We start from the raw sequence: 18,875 nt of genomic DNA on the forward strand, positions 1-18,875 counted from the left end.
CGCGGGCCGACGGCGCGATGTCGACCCGGACCCGATAACTGGCGTCAGCCGTAGTAGTCGCGGATTTCCCAGAAGCGGGAGGGGTGGCCGTCGCAGGTGTACTGGACGGCCTCGATGTTGTTCTCGGTGCTGACGCCGCCGGCGATGGTCAGGCACTTGCCGGTCTGGACGTTCCGGAATTCGAGGTATTGGCCGACGCGATTCCCGAGCGCCCAGTAGCGCGAGGGGTGGGTGTCGCAGGTGTACTGGAGGGCGACGACGTTGTTCTCGGTGCTGACGCCGCCGGCGATGGTGAGACACTTGCCGGTCTGGCGGTTCCTGACCTGCAGGTACGCGCTGGAGTAGCCCCAGACGTCCCAGCGGCGGGAGGGGTGACTGTCGCAGGTGTACTGGACGGCGTGGACGTTGTTCTCGGTGCTGACGCCGCCGGCGATGGTCAGGCACTTGCCGGTCTGCCGGTTCACGAGCTGGACGTTCGAGGCGGCCCAGACGGCCGTGGACGACGGCGCGGCCGATGCCGGGGGGACGGCGGTCGCGCCGAGGGCGAGGAGGGCGGCGGTGACGGCTGCCGCGCGGAGGCCGGTCGAGCGAAGAATGTGTGCTCTCATGTGACCCAGCGTGCGGGTGTGGGGCCGGTATGGCTTGAGTAGCTCGTACTCAATGTGTGCGGGTGAGCGGGGTCCAGTGTGTTGCTGCGGCCGTGACCACGACCAAGTGCCGGCGCAGGTGGCAGCCGGATCAGACGATCGCCTCGATCACGGTCACCACACCTCCGGCCGCCAGCCCGGCGACCAGGATCCGGACCGCTGGCAGGAGAGCCTGCGTACGTACTGCCGGGATCTGCGCGCCTGGTACCGCACGCACCCGGGCCTGCTCGCCCTCGCCCGCGCCGAGGACCTGACCGCCCTGGCCTCACCGGAGCTGCTGCGCATCGACGACGCGGTGGTGGGGTTCTTCCTGCGCATCGGGCTGTCCCCGCACGACGCCCATCGCGCATGGGCGATCACCGTGCTGCAGGTGGCCGGGTTCGCCGAGGTCTGGGACGCCTGGCACGACCGGCAGCCCGCCGGAGCGGACCCGGCCGGCTGGACGGGGCTGCCGCCGATCCCCCTCGGAGGGCTGCCGCACCTGGCCAGGGTCGCCGAACACTCGGTCTCGACGGAGCCGGGCCTGCTGTTCGAGTCCGTGCTGGACATGCTGGTCGCGGGCATTGAGGCGATGCTGTAGGCGCGGCTCAACGGCGGTGACGCGCCGGCTCAGGACTTCGGCATGACCCCCCATAGTGCCCTGAGAAGCGGACACTGCCTGTCCGCTTTGCCTGCGAATGTGGTCGCGTGCCAGTCGACGACAGCGACCCGAAGGACCCGAACGCCGTGACCACCACTACGCCTTCTCAACCCTCGACGCCGCGTGGCGACCTGGGTGCCGCGCTCCGCCCTGACCGACACCGTCCGCGGGCCCAGCGACGAGCAACTCGGCGAGCGCAGTGGGGCATGAGCCGATGACCGTTCTCAACACCCGGGCGCTCAACCGCGCGACGCTCGCCCGGCAGTTGCTGCTCGATCGCGCCGACGTACCGGTCCTCGACGCCGTCGCGCACCTGTGCGGCCTGCAGGCCCAGGAACCGCAGGAACCGTTCGTCGGGCTCTGGTCGCGGCTGCGCACGTTCGACCCGGCGGTGCTCTCGGACCTGCTGATCCGGCGGAGCGTGGTGCGTACCCACCTCATGCGCCGCACCGTCCACCTCCTCGCCGCCGACGACGCCCTCGCCTGGCGGGCCCGCCATGACGCCATGCTGCGCCAACGCGTACTCGGGACCTATCGCCGCGAGCTCGCCGGGATAGATCTCGACGAGCTCGCCGCGGCAGGCCGGGCGGTGATGGCCGATGACGAGCCGCGCTCGATGACCGAGCTCGCGCGGGCGCTTGCCGAGCGCTGGCCGTCGCCGGGGCCGCGGGCGCTGGGGGAGATGCTGATCGCCGCCCTCGTCCCTGTGGCGCAGCTGCCCCCGCGCGGGCTCTGGCGCACCAGGGCGGGGGTGCGCAACGTCCTGCTCTCCTCCTGGCTGGGTCGCGAGATCGACCCTCCGTCCCAGGACGGCTCCGATCCGGTCGGTGAAACGCTGGTACGGCGCTATCTGGCCGCATTCGGCCCGGCCGCCACGGCCGACGTGCGCGCCTGGTGCGGCCTCGCCGGACTGCCGGTCGCGGTCGCCGCGGTACGCGAGGAGCTGGTCACCTTCCGGGACGAGCGAGGCCGGGAACTGCTGGACCTCCCCGACGCCCCGCGCCCCGACCCTGACACACCCGCCCCGGTGCGGTTCCTGCCGGCGTTCGACAACGCGCTCCTCGGTTACCACGACCGTAGCCGGATCGTCGACGACGCCCACCGCGGCCTGTCGGTCGCCGGAGCTCGCGTCGTCCTGGTCGACGGCCGGGTCGCCGCGACCTGGAGCGTCGAGGCCGGCACCGTGATCGTCAGCCCGCTGCGCCGCTTCTCCCGAGACGACCGCGCCACCGTGGCCGAGGAGGGGCGGGCGCTGGCGTCGTTCCTCTCCGACAACGACAGCGACCGCGTACAGATCGCCGCGTCTCCCCAGTGAGCGACACGTAAGCCCGCATGGTCACCGCAACCCCTACGCGGGCCGCACGCCGTTGACGGCGAGGTCGAGCAGCCGGTCGGCTTGATCGGCGGCGTCGGGTTCGTGCTCGGTGGCCAGGGAGATGGCGTTGACGAGCTTGAGCAGCTCGATGATCGAGATGTCAGGGCGTACGGCGCCCGCCTGGCAGGCACGGTCCAGGAGTTCCTGCCCGGCGTTCACGATCAGGTCGTGGCACGTGTCGCCCAGCGCGGGGTCGCCGTCCTGGGCGCCATGGATCAGCGAGGAGGCCAGGCCCCGGTTGGACGAGGCATGCCTGGCGACGGCGCGGAGCCAGGTAATCAGGGCTTGACCAGGCTCAGGGTCGGTCGCCAGGTCGTGGGCGGTGGCGCACAGGGCTTCGACCTTGTCGCGGAAGACCGCCTCCAGCAGCCTCTGCCGGGAGGGGAAGTGCCGGTGCAGCGTGGCCGAGCCGACGCCGGCGCGCCGGGCGATCTCCTCCAGGGACGCGTCCGCCCCCTGCTCGGCGATGGCCGCGGTGGCGGCGGCGAGGATCCGGTCGTAGTTGCGGCGGGCGTCCGCGCGCCTCGGCCGTGCGGGCGGCATCGGCGTACGGCTGTCGTGCGGCATGCGGTCTCCGGCGGGCTTGCGAAAACGGGGTGGCCCTCCATATCGTACTCAACCGTAACCGGAGGGGCACCCCACTTATCGGGGTGGCTGCTCCCTGCTCGACTCTCTGGAGACCCAGCGTGAACATCACGGAAGACAAGACCATCGTCGTTGTGGGAGCGACCGGATTGCAGGGCCGTGCCGTGACCGCGCGGCTGCTCGCAGCCGGCCGGCCGGTGCGAGCGGTGACCCGCGATCCAGGCACCGCCCACGCCCGGGCCCTGGCGCGGGCCGGAGCGCAGCTCGCGCAGGCCGAGATGGACGACGTCGCCTCGCTGATCGCCGTGGCCGAAGGCGCCTACGGCATGTTCAGCGTCCAGCCCACCGTCGGCTCCCCGGGCACCCCGGCGGGCTTCTCCGCCGAGGACGAGGTCCGCTGGGGGTGCAACGTCGCCGACGCCGCCCATGCCGCGAAGGTGCGGCACCTGGTCTACGCCTCGGTCGCCGGCGCGGGTCGCCACAACACCGAGAAGCTGCCGCAGAACGTGGTCAGCAAGTGGCGGATCGAACAGCACATCACCCGGCTGGGCCTGCCCGCGACGTTCCTGCGGCCGGTCTCCTTCATGGAGAACTACACCGGCGCCTACCACCTGCACGACGGCGCCGTGGCCACCGCGTTCGCCGCCGACGTGCCGCAGCAGATCATGGCCGTCGACGACGTCGGCCACTTCGCCGCCCTGGCCTTCGCCCGGCCGCAGGAGTGGATCGGCCGCGCGGTGGACCTGGCCGGGGACGAGCTGACCCCCGTACAGATCGCCGCCGCCATCTCCGAGGCGGTCGGGCGGCGGCTGCCGTACGTCCGGATCCCGCTCGAGGTGATCGCCGAGGCCGGCGAGGAGTTCGCCTTCGCCTACAGCTGGCTCAACGGGCCAGGCTGGCGGGCCGACGTCTCCTTCACCCGCGCGCTCCATCCCGGAGTGATGGATCTGCGCACCTGGTTGGCCCGCTCCGGCGCGGCCGAGATCACCGCATTCCTGGCCACCCAGGACGCCGCCGGGCAGGTCCGATGAGCAGCTGGAACATCGACCTCGGGCAGGTCCGATGAGCAGCCGGAACATCGACCTCGGGCAGGTCGGCATCTGGGCGGGCGAGCTGGACCGCTACCCTGCCGCCGTCGTCCGCGAGGCGGTAGCGGCCGTCGAAGACCTCGGCTATCCGGCTCTGTGGTTCCCCGAGACGACCGGCCGCGAAGCCATGGCGCAGGCGGCCTGGCTGCTGTCGGCCACCCGGCGAACCGTCATCGCCACCGGCGCCGCCGGCATCTACGCCCGGGACGCGGTCAGCGCCGCCGCCGCACAGCGCACCCTGGACGAGGCGTTCCCCGGGCGTTTCCTGCTGGGGCTCGGGGTGAGTCACCCCGCTCTGGTCACCGACGTACGCGGCCACCGCTTCGGTCCGCCGCTGGCGACCATGCGCGCCTACCTGGACGCGATGGACGCCGCTCCCTTCGGGCCGCCCTCGTTCCGTCAGGCGCCGCCGCGGCTGCTGGCCGCGCTGGGTCCGAAGATGCTCACCCTCGCCGGCGAACGAGCCTCGGGCGCCCATCCGCTCGGCATGCCGGTCGAGCACACCCGCCAGGCCAGGAAACTGCTCGGACCGCAGGCACTGCTGGCCGTCACCCAGCTCGTCGTCCTGGACCCGTCCCGCTCGCGCTCGGCCGACCTGGCCCGCGCGCACGCGGCGGCGGCCCTGCCCAACCGGCTCACGCTGCTGCGGGCCCTGGGCTTCGACCACCCCGAGTCCCTCGACGACCGGCTGGTCGAGGCGCTGGTGGCCACCGGCGACACCGACGACATCGCGCGCCGGGTCCGCGACCACCTCGACGCCGGCGCGGACCACGTCAGTCTCCACGTGCTCACCTCGACCCCCGAACATCCGCCGGTGCACCAGTGGAGCCGGCTCGCCGCGCGACTCCGGTGAACCGGCCCGTCAGGCCCCGACGTCGATGACCGGTTTCGCTGCCACGGCCATCAGGTGAGCGCTGATCCCCAGCATGGCCGGCTCGGACTCGGTCAGCCGGATCACCCGCATGAGCTGCTCCGGCTCTCGCAGCAGCTCCTCGAGGTTGCCGAGCGGGCCCGCGAACCCCTCCACGGCCAGGAGACGTTCGTGGACGAAGCCGGCCCGTTCCACTTCCGGTCCCACTTCTTCTATCCGGTGGAAATACGCCCAGAACACCTCATCGGGCCTGTCCGGGGTGTTGCTCTGCCCCGTACGCAGATTCAGCTCGAACGTGTCCCAGATACCACGATCACCCAGAAGACCCCGGGTGGTCGCGTCGATGATCCACGCGTAGCGGCTGATGACCTCGGCCAGTAACCGGCCTCCGGGCCGCAGCACCCGGAAGGCCTCGCGCAGCGCCGACTGCCGGTCGGCGGCGTCGGCAAGGTGATAGAGCGGGCCCATCAGCAGCACCGCGTCAAAACTCGCGTCGGGGAGCGGAAGGCTGCGAGCGTCTCCGAGATGACAGGGGAAGCCGGCAGCGACAGCGGAGGCTTGTTCGATGTGCTTCGGCACCGGATCGACCAGCACCACGTCGTAGCCGAGCCCGGCCAGATGCGACGCGTGCGTGCCGGGCCCGCCTCCGATGTCGGCGACCTGTCCGCTTCCTGGAAGGAACCGTTCGAAGATGTCCCAGGTGCGGCGTCGAGTGAGTTCGCCACGGGCGGTAGACCAGAGTCGACCGGCCTCGTCCTTCAGCGTGTAGTGCCGAAGCACTCTTTCGACGTCTTTTGTCACGACAGAAAGGCCCCCTCGCGTGCGGGATTAACTTATTGTCCTGATCTCGTGATCTCTCTGGACAAAACATGATCTATAGTTAAAGATCACCTTTATCTGGTATTCCAGCCAAACACCAGAGGATGGTGATGGACATGTTCAGATCAGTCCAGACACTCTCGGACAAACTCCTCGAAACCCTCCTCCCCAAGGCCAAGGCCGATGCGGCCAGCTGCAGCCGGTGCTCGATCGACTGTCAGTGGTTCTGCTGCACCATGGGGGCTCGGGTCGTCTGGCGGCGGTGCTGCAACTGCTCGTGCGTGACTCTGAGCGACTGCTAGGACCTCCCGGATGGAGTACGTCGTCGTCGCGCTGTGCCTGCTCGGTGCGCTGGTGCTGCTCAATCTGCTGCTGACCCTCGGGCTCGTACGCAGAATGCGCCACCAGGATGAACTCATCGCCGAGACGCGCCACAAGGGTCAGCACCGGTCACCGAGCGGGCTGCCGAACGATGTGCCGGTGCCGGAGTTCGCGACGGTCACCGTCGAGGGCCAGGACCTCACCCGATCCTGGCTGACGGACGGGACCACCGCGGTCGGTTTCATCGCCGGTGATTGCCCTTCCTGCGAGGCGCAGCTGCACGCGTTCGTGGACCTTCTCAAACAACGCAGAAAGGAGGAGAACAAGTCGCTGGTCGTGCTGGTGGAAGTGCCGGGCATGCTGCCCGAGACCGAGAAGGAATTGGTCGGCACGTTCGACGGCCTGGCGACGATGACCAAGGAATCGCTGGGCGGCACGCTCCAAACGGCATTCCGGGTCAGAGCTTATCCAGCCTTCTTCCTGATAGACGCAGAGGGCGTCGTCGTCTCTTCAGGCAATACGCCGGACATACTCCTCGACGGGGATCCGGCAAGGCCGTAAGCGGGTGAGTCTGCCACCTGAAACAATGGATGACGTCCCTGTTCGCGCGCGAGTGAGGGCTGCGCTCGGCATTCTGTGGCGTGCGCACCCCTGGGCGGCACTCGCGAGCGTCTCCAGCACGGTTTTTCTCGGCATGACGCCGGTGGCCGGGGCGTGGCTCACCAAGACCGTGATCGACGAATCGGCCGGGGGCGGCTCGGCCGGGACGCCGGTGCTCCTGGCGCTGATGCTGGGCATCGGTGCCGTCTTCCTGGTCGGCCAGCTGACCCAGAACGGCGTCGTCTACCTCCAGACGGAGCTCGTCCGGAGGATCGAATTCCTCGTGCAGGACCGGCTCTTCGCAAAGCTGAACCAGCTGCACGGGCTGCAGCCGTTCGAGCAGCCCGAATTCCATGACCGGATCGAGCTGGCACAGCAGGCGGGTCAGGTCGCCCCGCGGCAGATGGTGGAGGTCGCGGCCAGGGTCATTCAGGGCGTCGTGTCGCTGCTGGGATTTCTTGCGGCCCTGTTCGCGGTCAGCCCGGGAGTGGCCGCGCTGGCGTGTGTGGCCGCCGTTCCCCAACTGGTCGCCGAACTCCGGCTCGCGAAGCAACGAGTCTCGCTCGAGGTCACGATCAGTCCGACGGAGCGCCGCCGCTTCTTCTACAGCCGGCTGCAGAGTGAGCCCCAGGCCGCCAAGGAACTGCGCCTGTTCGGCCTCGGCGACTTCTTCCGTTCGCGCATGCTCTCCGAACTGCGCACGATCCACCTCGCCGAGCGCCGGTTGGACAAGCGGGCGCTGCGGGTCCAGTCGATGCTGGACGTGGGCTCGACGATCGTGATGACGTGCGCCCTCGCGCTCGCCGGCTGGCAGGTCGCCCAGGGGATCATCAGCCCCGGCGGCATCGCGGTCTTCGTCGTCGGACTGCCGGCCGTGGCATCCTCCGTCTCCACGCTGACGATCGCGATCGGCCACGCCTCAGAGGCACTGCTGATGGTGGGCCACTATCACGCGCTGGCCGAGGCGACACCCGATCCGGTCCGCGCGAAGCCGGAACGCCCGGCACCGCCGCTGCGGGAAGCGATCGTCTTCCACGACGTCTGGTTCCGCTACGCGGACGATCTCCCATGGGTCCTGCGCGGTGTCACCATGGAGATCCCGCGCGGCCGGTCGATGGGCCTGGTGGGGCTCAACGGAGCCGGCAAGAGCACCATCGTCAAACTGCTCGCCCGGCTGTACGAGCCGAGCAAGGGCGCCATCACCTGGGACGGAATCGACCTGCGCGAGATCGACCCCGCATCGCTGCGCCGCCGGATGGGCGCCGTGTTCCAGGATTACATGGCCTACGACATGACCGCGTCGGAGAACATCGGCATCGGCGACCTCGCGCTGATGGACGATCCCCCTGCCGTCGAAGGCGCGGCCGAGAAGGCGGGGATCGACGGGGCCATCCGCCGCCTGCCGCGGGGCTTCCGGACGATGCTCAGCAAGCTGCACTTCGGCGGGGAAGACGAGCAGTCAGGCGTCCAACTTTCGGGTGGCCAGTGGCAGCGGCTGGCGCTGGCACGGATGCTGATGCGCGCGGACCGCGACCTGCTGACCCTCGACGAGCCCAGCGCGGGACTCGACGCCGAGGCGGAGGAGCACGTTCACCGGACGATCCACGAACAGACCGCGGGCACGACCCGCTTGCTGATCTCCCACCGGCTCAACGCGGTCCGGATGGCCGACCAGATCGTCGTTGTCGATGACGGGCGGATCATCGAAAGAGGCAGCCACGACAGCCTCATGCGGGAGAACGGCCGATACGCCGAACTCTTCCGTTCGCAGGCCGCGGGTTATCAGGACGCGCCGACCCCTGAACCGGGTTGACGGGTTATTTCGCAGGCAGAGAATCGCCGCCGGCGCGATCGCCCGTGTCCGGGGCGGAGCCGAGGCGGCGGACCATGACGCCCTGCAGCCATTCCGCCGACAGATAGCCGTAGTCGCGGGAGTCGGTCGACTCGGCCGGGTTGTCGCCGAGGACCACGAGCTGGCCGCCGGGCACCGCGCTCTCCGCGGAACAGGGCAGGTGGAGGCCGTTCTCCTTCGGCACGGGATCACCGGGTGCCGCGAGCACCCGCTTGACGATCCACCTGCCGGCCGTCCTGTTGCCGAACACCACGATGTGGCCGCGCTTGACGGCGGATATCGGGACGCGGCGGACCAGCAGCCGGTCACCTGCCCGCAGCGTCGGCTCCATGCTCCGGCCGGACACCGTGACGACAACGTACGTCCGCCGCAGATGGCCAAGCCACATCAGTGCCACAATGACCAGCGCGCCGATCCCGCAGCCGATCAGGACACCACTCGCCATTGCCGGACCTCCGGGGTCACCTGGACAGAGCGTAGCAAAAAGCTCCTTGGTCGAACGGCGCCCGATGATGAACCTTGATATTCCCTACGCCGACGCCAAGACTCCACACATGAATGAGGAACAGGAGGTCATCGATGCGGCTCTGGAGCGGGCGGACGCCCTGGCCGCAGGAGATCCTGATCGGCTACGCCGGTCGCGGTGCTGCGCTGCGTGGTGGTCGACGACGTCGTCACCGGCGAAGGCGTCCGTTCGGCACGCCGGATGCCGATGACCCAGACCTGGGTCAAGGAAGAGGGCCGCTGGCTATGTCTGGCCGGCCATGCCGGCCCGCGCCTCGAAGGATGAGATTCCCTACGATGCGGTGATGGGCGATACGGAGGAGAGGGTGATGGCGGGCAGGGCAGCGCGGGCCGACCGGGGGAGCGCGACGCGGGAGGTGATCCTGGCCACCGCGGAGCGGTTGTTCGCCGAGCACGGTGTGCATGCGGTCTCCAACCGCCAGATCAGTGAGGCCGCGGGTCAGGGCAACAGCGCCGCGGTGGGCTACCACTTCGGCACGAAGGCCGACCTGGTGCGCGCGATCGCGCGCAAACACGCCGATGAGATGGAACAGCTACGCGTGTGGATGGTCGCCGACGTCGCCGGCTCCACGGACCTGCGCGACTGGGTGGCCTGCCTGGTGCGCCCGTTCACCCGGCACCTGGAGGCCCAGGGCAGCCCCACCTGGTACGCCCGCTTCCGCGCCCAGGTGATGGCCGATCCGGCGCTCTTTCAGATCACGGTCGAGGAATCGCTGCCCTCGCCCTCGGTGCGGCTGCTCGTGGACGGCATGAACCGGTGCCTGACCCACCTCCCGGCCCCCGTGCGTGAGGAACGCGGGACCATGGCGCGTCATGTGATCGTGCAGATGTGCGTCGAGCGGGAACGCGCCCTCGCCGAGGGCGCTCCCACCCCCCAGCCGAGCTGGGACGACCTCGCCACCAGCCTGATCGACGCGATCGTCGGACTGTGGCAGGCCCCCGTGACGCCTCGCTCATGACCACGCTGCTGGAGAGGCTGGACGGGTGATCGTACCCGCCCAGCGAGGCGTACCCGCCCAGCGAGGCGTGCCCGCCGGGACGAGGGTTCAGCCATGGGCCTTTCCCGTTCGGGGAGTGCGGGGGATGGGTCGAATCGATTCGGCGAATCGATTCGATCGGACCATAGGCGTCTTCCGGAGCGGCGGTCAAGGGGGCGTAGGGCGGGTCAGGCGCGCGGCCGGGCGGGCCCCGTCGTGCTGCGGAGTGAGATGGGCGGCGCGACCAGGAGGTGACGGTGCGGCGTTTCCGGGTCGGAGATGCGCTGGATGAGCAGTTCGACGGCGCTCGCGCCCAGTTCGTCGGCGGGGACGTCGGCGGCGGTGAGCGGCGGGTGCAGGTTCTCGGCCCAGTGCTGGGCGGCGACACCGGCGATGGAGAAGTCGCGGGGCACGCTCAGGCCCGCCTCGGCCAGCGCGCGGTACATGCCGGCGACGGCGGCCTCGTTGATGGTGGCGATGGCGGTCAGCTCCGGGTGCTGGGCGAGAAGCTGCCCGAGGCAGGACTGCCCGGCCTGGGCGTCGTCGGCGCAGCAGACGTGCACGCCGTGCAGGCCGCGTTCGGCGATGGCGCGGTCGAACCCGGCCTGCGCGCGGTGGCCGGGGCCGTAGCCGGCGGCGACCAGTTCGGCGTTGCGGTTGACCAGCGCCAGGTGCCGGTGGCCGAGATCGGCGAGGTGGTGGACGCACTTGGCGATGAGCGTCTCGTAGTCGATGTCCACCCACGACATGTCCTCCGGGTGGCCGGTACGGCCGATGCCGACGAACGGCAGGCCGCTCTGCAGCAGCCGGGCGACCCGGTCGTCCTCCAGCCGGATCTCCATGAGGACGACGCCGTCCACGCGCCGGCCGGTGACGACGCGCTCGAAGGAACGGTCGTGCTCGCCGCCCGAGGGCGACAGCAGGACGTCGAGGTCGGCGCGGGCGGCGGCGTCGACGACGCTGGCCACGAAGCCGAGCTGCATGTCGGTCAGGCGCCGGCCGGCCGGCGGTATGACCAGACCGATCGTGCGGGTGCGGCCCTCCTTCAGCGCACGGGCTGAGGCGTTGGGCCGGTAGTCCAGCTCGTCGATGACCGCCTGGATGCGGCTCTTGGTCGCCTCCGACACCGGGCGCTTGCCGGTGAGCGCGTACGAGACGGTGCTGCGCGACACGCCCGCCCGCTTGGCGATCTCTCCGATGTTCACCCGTGCTCCTCCGATCCGCCGGTCGCCGACCATCGTAGGTCGAATCGGTTCCTGACGTGGACTCCGCCCGATTCATGGCCAGGGTATGCCGCCCGGCGGACGAATTCCGCGACCCCTCGGCATTGACTTCGGCGGCACAGCAGGCCTATGTTCGGGCGAACCGATTCGACGAACCGATTCGACATCGTTCGGAAACAGCCGCGTAACGCCTGTCAGCGGAGGTCAGCCCAATGAGATCAGCGGCAAGGAGCCGGCGTGCGGCCGGCGCGAGTCTGGCGGTTCTGGCCGCCGTGGGCGGGCTGGTCGCCTGCTCGTCATCGTCCGGCAGCGGCGACGGCGGCAGCGGCGGCGGCTCGACGAGCGCGAGCCAGGCCGCCGGGAGCGGGACGTACACGGTCTGGGACCCGTACCCGCAGTACGACAAGAGCTCGGAGTGGGTGAAGCTGCTGGAGAAGTGCGGCACCGACGCCGGGGTGAAGGTCGAGCGGACCGGTTACGACACCAGCGACCTGACGAACAAGGCGCTGCTGGCGGCCCAGCAGGGCAACTCGCCGGACGTGCTGATCGTGGACAATCCGGTGGTCTCCACCCTGGCGGAGGCCGGGGTGCTCACCACCACGGAGGAGAACAAGCTCGACGTCTCCGCGATCGCGCCGAACCTGCTGGCGGCCGGCCAGAGCGGCGGCAAGACGTACGGCGTCCCGATCGGCGCCAACACCCTCGCCCTCTACTACAACAAGGAGGTCCTGAAGAAGGCCGGGGTGGACATCGCCTCGGTGAAGGACTGGGCCTCGCTGACAGCCGCGCTGGAGAAGGTGAAGGCGGCCGGCAAGAAGGGCATCACCTTCTCGGCGATCGGCACCGAGGAGGGCAGCTTCCAGTTCCTGCCCTGGTTCTGGGGCTCCGGCGCGAACCTCACCAAGCTCGACTCGCCCGAGGGCGTCTCGGCCGTGGCACTGTGGACCGACTGGCTGAAGAAGGGGTACGCCCCCAACTCCGTCATCAACAACACCCAGACGACGAGCTGGCAGGAGTTCGCCGGCGGCGACTACGCCTTCGCCGAGAACGGCACCTGGCAGCTCGCCAACGCCAAGAAAGCCGGTTTCGCGTACGGCATCATCCCGGTCCCCGGCAAGTCCGGCGGCACCGCGCCCGCCCCGACGGGCGGCGAGTTCGTCAGCGTTCCCGTGCAGTCCGACACCGGCCGCTACGCCACCTCCCAGAAGCTCGTGGCCTGCCTGACCAGCACCGACAACTCGCTGACCACGACCACCACCCTGTCCTACATCGCCCCGACGGAGGCGGTGCAGGCCAAGCAGGTGGCGGCCACACCCGACCTGAAGGTGTGGGTGGACGCGGTCAAGGCGGCCAAGGGCCGCACCAGCGACGACCTGGGCACCAAGTACCCGAAGATTTCCGAGCCGATGTGGGGCGCGGTGCAGGCGGCGCTGAGCGGGTCCAAGTCGCCGCAGGAGGCGATGGCGGCGGCTCAGTCCGCGGCGGCGAGCGCGATCCAGTAGGCAGCATGAGCCGAGTCATACAGGAACCCGTGCGTACCGCCCGGACGACGGCACGGCGTCGTCGGGCGGCACGCGCGCGGTCAGGCCAGTGGGCAGCCTGGGCGTTCCTCGCCCCGGTCGTGCTCTATCTGCTGGTGTTCTACGCCTATCCGCTCTATCGCAACGTCGAACTGAGCCTGCGCAACTACACGGTGCGCTCGTTCGTGCAGGGTGACGCCCCGTTCGCCGGGTTCGCCAACTACGCCAAGGTGTTCGCGGACGCGACGTTCGGGCCCGCGCTGTGGCACACGGTGGTGTTCACGCTGGTGTCGCTGGCCTTCCAGTTCGTCATCGGGCTGGCGCTGGCGCTGTTCTTCCTGAAGAACTTCCGGCTGTCGGCCACGCTCAGGGGGCTGTTCCTGGTGCCCTGGCTGCTGCCGCTGATCGTGTCCGGCTCGACGTGGTCGTGGATGCTCAACAGCGACTCCGGCGTGGTCAACGCCGTGCTCAGCCGGCTCGGTGTGGGGCCGGTCAACTGGCTGACCTCGCCGGACTGGTCGCTGTGGTCGGTCGTCATCGCCAACATCTGGATCGGCATCCCGTTCAACCTCGTGGTGCTCTACTCCGGGCTGCAGGCGATCCCGCCGGCCATCTACGAGGCCGCGGCGCTGGACGGGGCGGGCGGCTGGCAGCGGTTCTGGAAGGTGACGTTCCCGCTGCTGCGGCCGGTGTCGGCGATCACGCTGCTGCTCGGCCTGGTCTACACGCTGAAGGTGTTCGACATCATCTGGATCATGACCAAGGGCGGGCCGAGCGGCGCCTCGACCACCTTCGCGACCTGGTCCTACCGGCTCGGGTTCGGCAACCTGGTGCCCTCCTTCGGGCCCGGCGCCGCCGTGGGCAACCTGCTCATCGTGACGGCTCTCGTCTTCGGGCTGGTCTACATCCGCGCGCAGCGAAGGCAGGCCCCCCTATGAGGCGCGTCAAGACCGCGGTCGGGCTGCTGCTCACCGCCGTGATGCTGTTCCCGGTCTACTGGATGATCAATGTGTCGTTCACCCGTGACCAGGACATGCGCAAGAGCCCGCCGAACTGGTTCCCGGTCGACGGCACTCTGGACGGCTACCGGGCGGTGCTGGACCAGCAGCTGCCGTACCTGGGGGTGAGCCTGGTCGTCGGGGTCGGCACGGTGGCGCTGACCCTGCTGCTCGCGGCGCCGGCGGCGTACTCGCTGGCCAAGCTGCGCCCGCGCGGCGGCGGGGCGCTGAGCTTCGTGCTGCTCATCGCGCAGATGATCCCCGGGATCATCATGGCGATGGGCTTCTACGCCATCTTCCTGTCCACCGGCGTGCTCAACACCGTTCCCGGGCTGATCGTGGCCGACTCCACCCTCGCCGTGCCGTTCGCGGTGCTCATCCTGACCACGTTCATGTCCGGCATTCCCGAGGAGCTGCTGCAGGCCGCCCGCACCGACGGCGCCGGGGTCGTGCGTACGTTCGTCTCGATCGTGCTGCCGGTCAGCCGCAACTCGCTCATCACGGTGTCGCTGTTCGCGTTCCTGTGGGCGTGGTCGGACTTCATCTTCGCCTCCACGCTCGACCAGGGCGGCGACCACCAGCCGATCACCCTCGGCATCTACCACTACATCGGCAACAACAACCAGGAGTGGAACGCCATCATGGCCACCGCCGTGATCGCCTCCGTCCCGGCCGCCATCCTGCTCGTCATCGCCCAGCGCTACGTCGCCGCAGGCGTCACCGCGGGCGCCGTCAAAGACTGACCTTCGCAGAAGGGACCTTCGCTTCATGACCGTCGCCGCTGCGGGCCCGGTGTTCTCCGTGCGGGAAATCCCGTTCAGCCACCGCGGATCCTGGTTCGGCTTCTCGCCCGTGGTGGCGGAGAAGACCTACGCCGAGGACGTCCATCTGGTCTCCCACCAGACCGGCATGCATCCGATCCTGCGCCTGATCCCCACCGCCGAGACCGCCGTCACCGCGACGCCGCACCGGCTCACCTGGGCCGGCGAGGACGGCCGGATCGACCTGGCCTACGAGAACCCCGACACCGTACGCGTCAGAGGCAGTGGCCTCGGGCTCCGCCTGCTGGCCGCCGACCCCGTGCTGACGCCCTTCAGCGGTCCGTACTTCTACCAGGATCCCTCGGACGGCTCCTACGTCTTCACCGTCTACCAGACCGGCCGCCGCTACCGGGTCACCCTCCTCGGCGGGCAGGCCGAACACCTCGGCGCGCAGGCGCTCGGCACCGCCGAACGCGGTCTCGTCCTCGGCGGCGCATGGGAGATCGCGATCGAGGAGTACGAGAGCGCCCGCGCCCCCTACACGAGCACGGACACCTTCGAGCAGGTGGCCAAGGCCGCGCGGGCGGAGTTCGACGCGTTCGCGGCGGCGGTCGCGCCCTGGCGCAGCGACCGCACGCCCGCCGCCGAGCTGGCCGCGTACGTGCTGTGGTCGGCCACCGTACGTCCCGCCGGGTTCGTCACCCGGCCGGCCGTGCTCATGTCCAAGCACTGGATGGACAAGGTGTGGAGCTGGGACCACTGCTTCAACGCCATCGCCCTCGCCGAGGGCCTGCCCGACCTGGCCTGGGACCAGTTCCGGCTGCCCTTCGACCACCAGGACGCCGCCGGCGCGCTGCCCGACTCCGTCACCCACTCCGAGATCCTCTACAACTTCGTCAAGCCACCCATCCACGGCTGGGCCGTGCGCCACCTCCCTCCGGCGCCCGGCACCTACCAGCTGCTGGAACGCTGGACCGCCTTCTGGCTCGACGCCCGCCGCGCCCCCGGCCGCGAGCTGCCGCACTACCAGCACGGCAACGACAGCGGCTGGGACAACGCCACCACCTTCGACCCCGAGCGGGTGGTCGAGACCGCCGACCTGGCCGCCTTCCTCGTGCTGCAGATGCGCGAGCTGGCCCGCCTGGCCGCCGACCCGGACACGTCCGCCCGGTGGAACGAGCAGGCCGACCGGACGCGCGACGCCCTCCTGGCCGAGCTGTGGGACGGCGAGCGGTTCGTCGCCCGCGGCGTGCACTCGGGGCGTACGTGGTCCAGCTCCAGCCTGCTCGACCTCATGCCGATCGTGCTGGGGGAGGAGCTGCCGCAACCGATCCGCGCGGCGCTGGCCGCGCGGATCGAGCGGCACCTGACGGCGTTCGGGCCCGCCACCGAGCTGCCCGGCTCGCCGCACTACCTGGACGACGGCTACTGGCGCGGCCCCATCTGGGCGCCCTCGACCGTCCTGATCGAGGACGGGCTGCGCCGCGCCGGATACCCGGATCTGGCCGACGAGGTCAGCGCCCGCTTCCGCGCATTGTGCGAGAAGTCGGGATTCGCCGAGAACTTTGACGCACGCACCGGGGAGGGACTGCGCGATCGCGCCTACACCTGGACGGCCAGCGCGTACCTCATCCTCGCCGCCGCCCACGAGCGGCGGATCGCAGCCGGCGCGGTCACCGGCCCCAGAGCCGCCACGTCTGGTTGAGCGGACTGGCCTGGCCCACCGGCTTGCAGGTCCACTGGTGGACAGGAGCCCCGGGCGCGGTCGAGATGGTGCTGACGTCCACGCACTCGCCGCTGTGGCGGGCGACGAGCTGGTGGTCCCGGGAATCGCTGCCCCCATAGGTGACCCTGCGCAGGGTGAACTGCTGGTTCTGCGCTCCGCCGGTGCACGTCCACTGCCGTACCGGCGCGCCGTCGGCCGTGGACGAAGCGCTCACGTCGAGGCACTTCCCGCTCTGCTGGTTGACCAGCGTCACCGGAAGGGGGATGAGCGAATCGATTCGATCGGATCGTGGATCTCTTGCTGGAGACGTGTCAATGGGCGGTGGCCGGCCATGTATCGCCACCGCCCCCTGCGCGCCCCGGTCGGTGTGGCCGATGCTGGCGCCGCGCAGTCGCAGCGGGGTGGTGATCGGTGGGTCATGCCGCCGTGCCCAGTGCCAGGGCGACGACCACGGGCGCCAGGTACAGCAGAGGGAAGACGACGGTCTTGTACGAGCGGGCCCGCAGCACCGTGACGACCGCGCCGGCGAAGTACAGGATCAGGCCGATCGCGGCGGCGACGCCGATCGCGGGAACCGCCAGACCGACCAGCAGGCCGACCGCTCCGGCGGCCTTGGCCGCGCCCAGCCACGGCCACAGCGACTGCGGCACCCCGTACTCGACCAGCGGCTTGGCCACGAAATCGGCCCTACGCAGCAGGGAGAAGCCGGAGAAGCCGACCCAGGCGGCGGTGAGGACGGTGACGATGATCTGCGTGGTGGACATGGGAGTCTCTCCTGTCGTTCGTGGAGGGGGAGTCGGTGTGGAACACTCGCGTGTCCCTCATGTCTTCGAGTTTGGGGCGCGCCGTTAATACGATCCCTATGCGTTCGCAATGCGGTTCAGCCCTTCGCGGGCGCGCGCCTGTCCGGCCGCTGCGCGCTCCGCAGCGGTTACCGGTTCCCCGGTGGCGAGCTCGTGTCGTACGTTCAGGGCATCGGCGATCTTCGCCAGACCTTGTCGAAGGAGGCGCGTGATGGCGCTGCACCGGCTCAGCTCGATCACCATCGGGGTGCCCCACCCCGCAGAGACCATCGCCTACTACACCGAGTTCGGCCTGCGGCCCGGCGCGGACGGATGGCTGGCCACCACCGACGGCGGCGACCAGCTCCGCGTGGTCACGGCCCCGACGCGGCGCCTGGTCGAGGTGCGGATCGGTGCCGACGACCACGACGACCTGGCGGCCGCCGCCTCCCGGCTGCGCGCCCTGCGATTCCCCGCTCAGCTCCGCCCCGCCCAGCTGGTGGCTCACGACCTGGCCACCGGGGTTCGCGCCGTCGTCCAGATCGAGGACCGGCTCGCCCAGGACGCCCGGGTGGCCGGCCCGTACAACGGCCCTGGTCGTGACGACCGCATCGGCACCCGCGCGCCCGGGATCCTGCGCACCGACCGCGTACGGCCGCGCAAGCTCGGCCACGCCGTGCTGGCGACCACCGACCTCACCGTCACCACGGCGTTCTTCCGCGACGGGCTCGGCTACAAGGCCAGCGACTACATCAAGGACGCCGGGGCGTTCCTGCGCTGCTCGACCGACCACCACAACGTCCTGGTCCTCAAGGCTCCCATCACCTTCCTGCACCACACCTCATGGCAGGTCGACGACATCGACGACATCGGCCGCGGCGCGACGCGCATGCTGGAGGACCACCCCGAACGCCACGTGTGGGGGCTGGGCCGGCACCACGCGGGGTCCAACTTCTTCTGGTATCTCAAAGACCCCGCGGGCAACTTCAGCGAGTACTACTCCGACATGGACTGCATCATCGACGACCAGCTCTGGACCCCGGAAACCCTCGAAGGCGCCCGCGGCCTGTTCAGCTGGGGCCCGCCGCCGCCCCCGTCCTTCCTGCACCCCGAAGACCTGGCCGCGCTCATGACCGGGGCGCACAGCACCTGACCGGAACCCCGCTAGCGGTCCGCCGGTATGCGGTAGACGGACACGTGGGAACGCGACTCGGCGGTGAACTCGGCGCCGGCCCAGTCGGCATGCATGCTCCGTCGAACCTGAAATGGTGCGACACAACGTGCTGGCGCAGAAGGTCGTAGGTGCGCAGGCCGATGTAGCCGGGCTCGCCATGGTAGACCGTGGCCTGCTGACCCGGCGGAAGCTCGCGCAGCTCAGGCACCCAGAGCTCGATCACGAACCGGCCGCCGGGCATGAGGTGGCGGGCCGCGTTGCGGAAGCACGCGACCTGCTCGCCTCGATGCCGGTGACGGGCACGCCTCGCGCGGCGAGTGGCACGGCCACGCGGCCGGTTCCGATGGCGAACTCGAGCGCGGCTCCGTCACCCGCAAGCTCGGCCAGGCGG

General features: G+C 70.0%; 20 protein-coding genes and 1 pseudogene. 13 read left to right on the top strand and 8 right to left on the bottom strand.

The window, feature by feature from the left end:
- Positions 1-44: 44 nt before the first annotated feature.
- Positions 45-608, bottom strand: a complete 564-nt coding sequence (locus tag AB0J64_RS19445) for an RICIN domain-containing protein (RefSeq protein WP_364028490.1) — start codon at positions 606-608, stop codon at positions 45-47.
- 118 nt (positions 609-726) lie between these two features.
- Here AB0J64_RS19445 and AB0J64_RS19450 point away from each other — a divergent pair, with 118 nt between their 5' ends.
- Positions 727-1,227, top strand: a complete 501-nt coding sequence (locus AB0J64_RS19450) for a TetR/AcrR family transcriptional regulator C-terminal domain-containing protein (protein ID WP_364028492.1) — start codon at positions 727-729, stop codon at positions 1,225-1,227.
- 274 nt (positions 1,228-1,501) lie between these two features.
- Positions 1,502-2,602 (top strand): winged helix DNA-binding domain-containing protein, encoded by a 1,101-nt coding sequence (locus AB0J64_RS19455; protein ID WP_364028494.1) that lies wholly within the window; start codon positions 1,502-1,504, stop codon positions 2,600-2,602.
- A 33-nt stretch (positions 2,603-2,635) separates the two neighbouring features.
- Here the strand turns inward: AB0J64_RS19455 and AB0J64_RS19460 are convergent, their stop codons facing one another.
- On the bottom strand, positions 2,636-3,229 hold the full coding sequence (locus tag AB0J64_RS19460) for a TetR/AcrR family transcriptional regulator (RefSeq protein ID WP_364028496.1): 594 nt from the start codon (positions 3,227-3,229) through the stop codon (positions 2,636-2,638).
- 119 nt (positions 3,230-3,348) lie between these two features.
- Here AB0J64_RS19460 and AB0J64_RS19465 point away from each other — a divergent pair, with 119 nt between their 5' ends.
- Together AB0J64_RS19465 and AB0J64_RS19470 are read left to right on the top strand one after the other, a co-directional pair.
- A complete protein-coding gene (locus tag AB0J64_RS19465; RefSeq protein WP_364028498.1) occupies positions 3,349-4,278 on the top strand; it encodes an NmrA/HSCARG family protein in 930 nt (309 codons plus the stop codon).
- A gap of 31 nt (positions 4,279-4,309) precedes the next feature.
- Positions 4,310-5,188, top strand: a complete 879-nt coding sequence (locus AB0J64_RS19470) for a TIGR03620 family F420-dependent LLM class oxidoreductase (RefSeq protein WP_364028500.1) — start codon at positions 4,310-4,312, stop codon at positions 5,186-5,188.
- 9 nt (positions 5,189-5,197) lie between these two features.
- Here the strand turns inward: AB0J64_RS19470 and AB0J64_RS19475 are convergent, their stop codons facing one another.
- On the bottom strand, positions 5,198-6,007 hold the full coding sequence (locus AB0J64_RS19475; protein ID WP_364028502.1) for a class I SAM-dependent methyltransferase: 810 nt from the start codon (positions 6,005-6,007) through the stop codon (positions 5,198-5,200).
- A 330-nt stretch (positions 6,008-6,337) separates the two neighbouring features.
- On the opposite strand from AB0J64_RS19475, the gene AB0J64_RS19480 reads away from it, so the two are divergent.
- Entirely contained in the window at positions 6,338-6,907 is a 570-nt protein-coding gene (locus tag AB0J64_RS19480) for a redoxin family protein (RefSeq protein WP_364028504.1), read from the top strand.
- 133 nt (positions 6,908-7,040) lie between these two features.
- The gene (locus tag AB0J64_RS19485; RefSeq protein ID WP_364028506.1) at positions 7,041-8,759 is read left to right on the top strand and encodes an ABC transporter ATP-binding protein; all 1,719 of its coding nucleotides are present in this window, start codon (positions 7,041-7,043) and stop codon (positions 8,757-8,759) included.
- Between the two features lie 4 nt (positions 8,760-8,763).
- Here AB0J64_RS19485 and lepB read toward each other — a convergent pair whose 3' ends face one another.
- A complete protein-coding gene (lepB, locus tag AB0J64_RS19490; RefSeq protein ID WP_364028508.1) occupies positions 8,764-9,243 on the bottom strand; it encodes a signal peptidase I in 480 nt (159 codons plus the stop codon).
- Positions 9,244-9,441: 198 nt separating this feature from the next.
- On the opposite strand from lepB, the gene AB0J64_RS19495 reads away from it, so the two are divergent.
- Both AB0J64_RS19495 and AB0J64_RS19500 read left to right on the top strand, forming a co-directional pair.
- Entirely contained in the window at positions 9,442-9,588 is a 147-nt protein-coding gene (locus AB0J64_RS19495; RefSeq protein ID WP_364028510.1) for a hypothetical protein, read from the top strand.
- Between the two features lie 19 nt (positions 9,589-9,607).
- The gene (locus tag AB0J64_RS19500) at positions 9,608-10,282 is read left to right on the top strand and encodes a helix-turn-helix domain-containing protein (RefSeq protein WP_364028512.1); all 675 of its coding nucleotides are present in this window, start codon (positions 9,608-9,610) and stop codon (positions 10,280-10,282) included.
- 206 nt (positions 10,283-10,488) lie between these two features.
- Here AB0J64_RS19500 and AB0J64_RS19505 read toward each other — a convergent pair whose 3' ends face one another.
- A complete protein-coding gene (locus AB0J64_RS19505) occupies positions 10,489-11,505 on the bottom strand; it encodes a LacI family DNA-binding transcriptional regulator (protein ID WP_364028514.1) in 1,017 nt (338 codons plus the stop codon).
- A 230-nt stretch (positions 11,506-11,735) separates the two neighbouring features.
- Here AB0J64_RS19505 and AB0J64_RS19510 point away from each other — a divergent pair, with 230 nt between their 5' ends.
- Genes AB0J64_RS19510 through AB0J64_RS19525 form a run of 4 tightly spaced genes read left to right on the top strand, consistent with a single transcriptional unit; the run spans position 11,736 to position 16,507 of the window.
- Positions 11,736-13,025, top strand: coding sequence for an extracellular solute-binding protein (locus tag AB0J64_RS19510; RefSeq protein ID WP_364028516.1), 1,290 nt, complete (start codon positions 11,736-11,738; stop codon positions 13,023-13,025).
- 5 nt (positions 13,026-13,030) lie between these two features.
- Entirely contained in the window at positions 13,031-13,981 is a 951-nt protein-coding gene (locus AB0J64_RS19515; RefSeq protein ID WP_364028518.1) for a sugar ABC transporter permease, read from the top strand.
- Positions 13,978-14,784, top strand: a complete 807-nt coding sequence (locus AB0J64_RS19520; RefSeq protein WP_357612252.1) for a carbohydrate ABC transporter permease — start codon at positions 13,978-13,980, stop codon at positions 14,782-14,784. The genes AB0J64_RS19515 and AB0J64_RS19520 overlap by 4 nt, the downstream gene beginning before the upstream one ends.
- A gap of 25 nt (positions 14,785-14,809) precedes the next feature.
- Positions 14,810-16,507 (top strand): hypothetical protein, encoded by a 1,698-nt coding sequence (locus AB0J64_RS19525; RefSeq protein WP_364028520.1) that lies wholly within the window; start codon positions 14,810-14,812, stop codon positions 16,505-16,507.
- Here AB0J64_RS19525 and AB0J64_RS19530 read toward each other — a convergent pair.
- Together AB0J64_RS19530 and AB0J64_RS19535 are read right to left on the bottom strand one after the other, a co-directional pair.
- Complete coding sequence (locus AB0J64_RS19530; RefSeq protein ID WP_364028522.1) at positions 16,476-16,781, bottom strand: RICIN domain-containing protein; 306 nt, start codon at positions 16,779-16,781, stop codon at positions 16,476-16,478. The genes AB0J64_RS19525 and AB0J64_RS19530 overlap by 32 nt on opposite strands.
- Positions 16,782-16,944: 163 nt before the next feature.
- Positions 16,945-17,292 (bottom strand): DoxX family protein, encoded by a 348-nt coding sequence (locus tag AB0J64_RS19535; RefSeq protein WP_364028524.1) that lies wholly within the window; start codon positions 17,290-17,292, stop codon positions 16,945-16,947.
- A 250-nt stretch (positions 17,293-17,542) separates the two neighbouring features.
- Between AB0J64_RS19535 and AB0J64_RS19540 the strand changes: the two genes are divergently transcribed.
- Positions 17,543-18,463, top strand: a complete 921-nt coding sequence (locus tag AB0J64_RS19540; RefSeq protein WP_364028526.1) for a VOC family protein — start codon at positions 17,543-17,545, stop codon at positions 18,461-18,463.
- A gap of 11 nt (positions 18,464-18,474) precedes the next feature.
- Here the strand turns inward: AB0J64_RS19540 and AB0J64_RS19545 are convergent.
- Positions 18,475-18,874: pseudogene (locus tag AB0J64_RS19545) on the bottom strand (SAM-dependent methyltransferase); the annotation flags it as partial.
- Position 18,875: the final 1 nt, after the last annotated feature.

It is taken from the genome of Nonomuraea sp. NPDC049695, assembly GCF_040674955.1.
Taxonomy (GTDB): domain Bacteria; phylum Actinomycetota; class Actinomycetes; order Streptosporangiales; family Streptosporangiaceae; genus Nonomuraea; species Nonomuraea helvata.

Excerpts from the sequence above, each read along its gene's own strand:
- AB0J64_RS19445 (WP_364028490.1), bottom strand. The coding sequence starts at position 608 with ATGAGAGCACACATTCTTCGCTCGACCGGCCTCCGCGCGGCAGCCGTC.
- AB0J64_RS19455 (WP_364028494.1), top strand. The coding sequence starts at position 1,502 with ATGACCGTTCTCAACACCCGGGCGCTCAACCGCGCGACGCTCGCCCGG.
- AB0J64_RS19460 (WP_364028496.1), bottom strand. The coding sequence starts at position 3,229 with ATGCCGCACGACAGCCGTACGCCGATGCCGCCCGCACGGCCGAGGCGC.
- AB0J64_RS19470 (WP_364028500.1), top strand. The coding sequence starts at position 4,310 with ATGAGCAGCCGGAACATCGACCTCGGGCAGGTCGGCATCTGGGCGGGC.
- AB0J64_RS19480 (WP_364028504.1), top strand. The coding sequence starts at position 6,338 with ATGGAGTACGTCGTCGTCGCGCTGTGCCTGCTCGGTGCGCTGGTGCTG.
- AB0J64_RS19485 (WP_364028506.1), top strand. The coding sequence starts at position 7,041 with ATGACGCCGGTGGCCGGGGCGTGGCTCACCAAGACCGTGATCGACGAA.
- lepB (WP_364028508.1), bottom strand. The coding sequence starts at position 9,243 with ATGGCGAGTGGTGTCCTGATCGGCTGCGGGATCGGCGCGCTGGTCATT.
- AB0J64_RS19500 (WP_364028512.1), top strand. The coding sequence starts at position 9,608 with ATGGGCGATACGGAGGAGAGGGTGATGGCGGGCAGGGCAGCGCGGGCC.
- AB0J64_RS19510 (WP_364028516.1), top strand. The coding sequence starts at position 11,736 with ATGAGATCAGCGGCAAGGAGCCGGCGTGCGGCCGGCGCGAGTCTGGCG.
- AB0J64_RS19515 (WP_364028518.1), top strand. The coding sequence starts at position 13,031 with ATGAGCCGAGTCATACAGGAACCCGTGCGTACCGCCCGGACGACGGCA.
- AB0J64_RS19520 (WP_357612252.1), top strand. The coding sequence starts at position 13,978 with ATGAGGCGCGTCAAGACCGCGGTCGGGCTGCTGCTCACCGCCGTGATG.
- AB0J64_RS19525 (WP_364028520.1), top strand. The coding sequence starts at position 14,810 with ATGACCGTCGCCGCTGCGGGCCCGGTGTTCTCCGTGCGGGAAATCCCG.
- AB0J64_RS19535 (WP_364028524.1), bottom strand. The coding sequence starts at position 17,292 with ATGTCCACCACGCAGATCATCGTCACCGTCCTCACCGCCGCCTGGGTC.
- AB0J64_RS19540 (WP_364028526.1), top strand. The coding sequence starts at position 17,543 with ATGGCGCTGCACCGGCTCAGCTCGATCACCATCGGGGTGCCCCACCCC.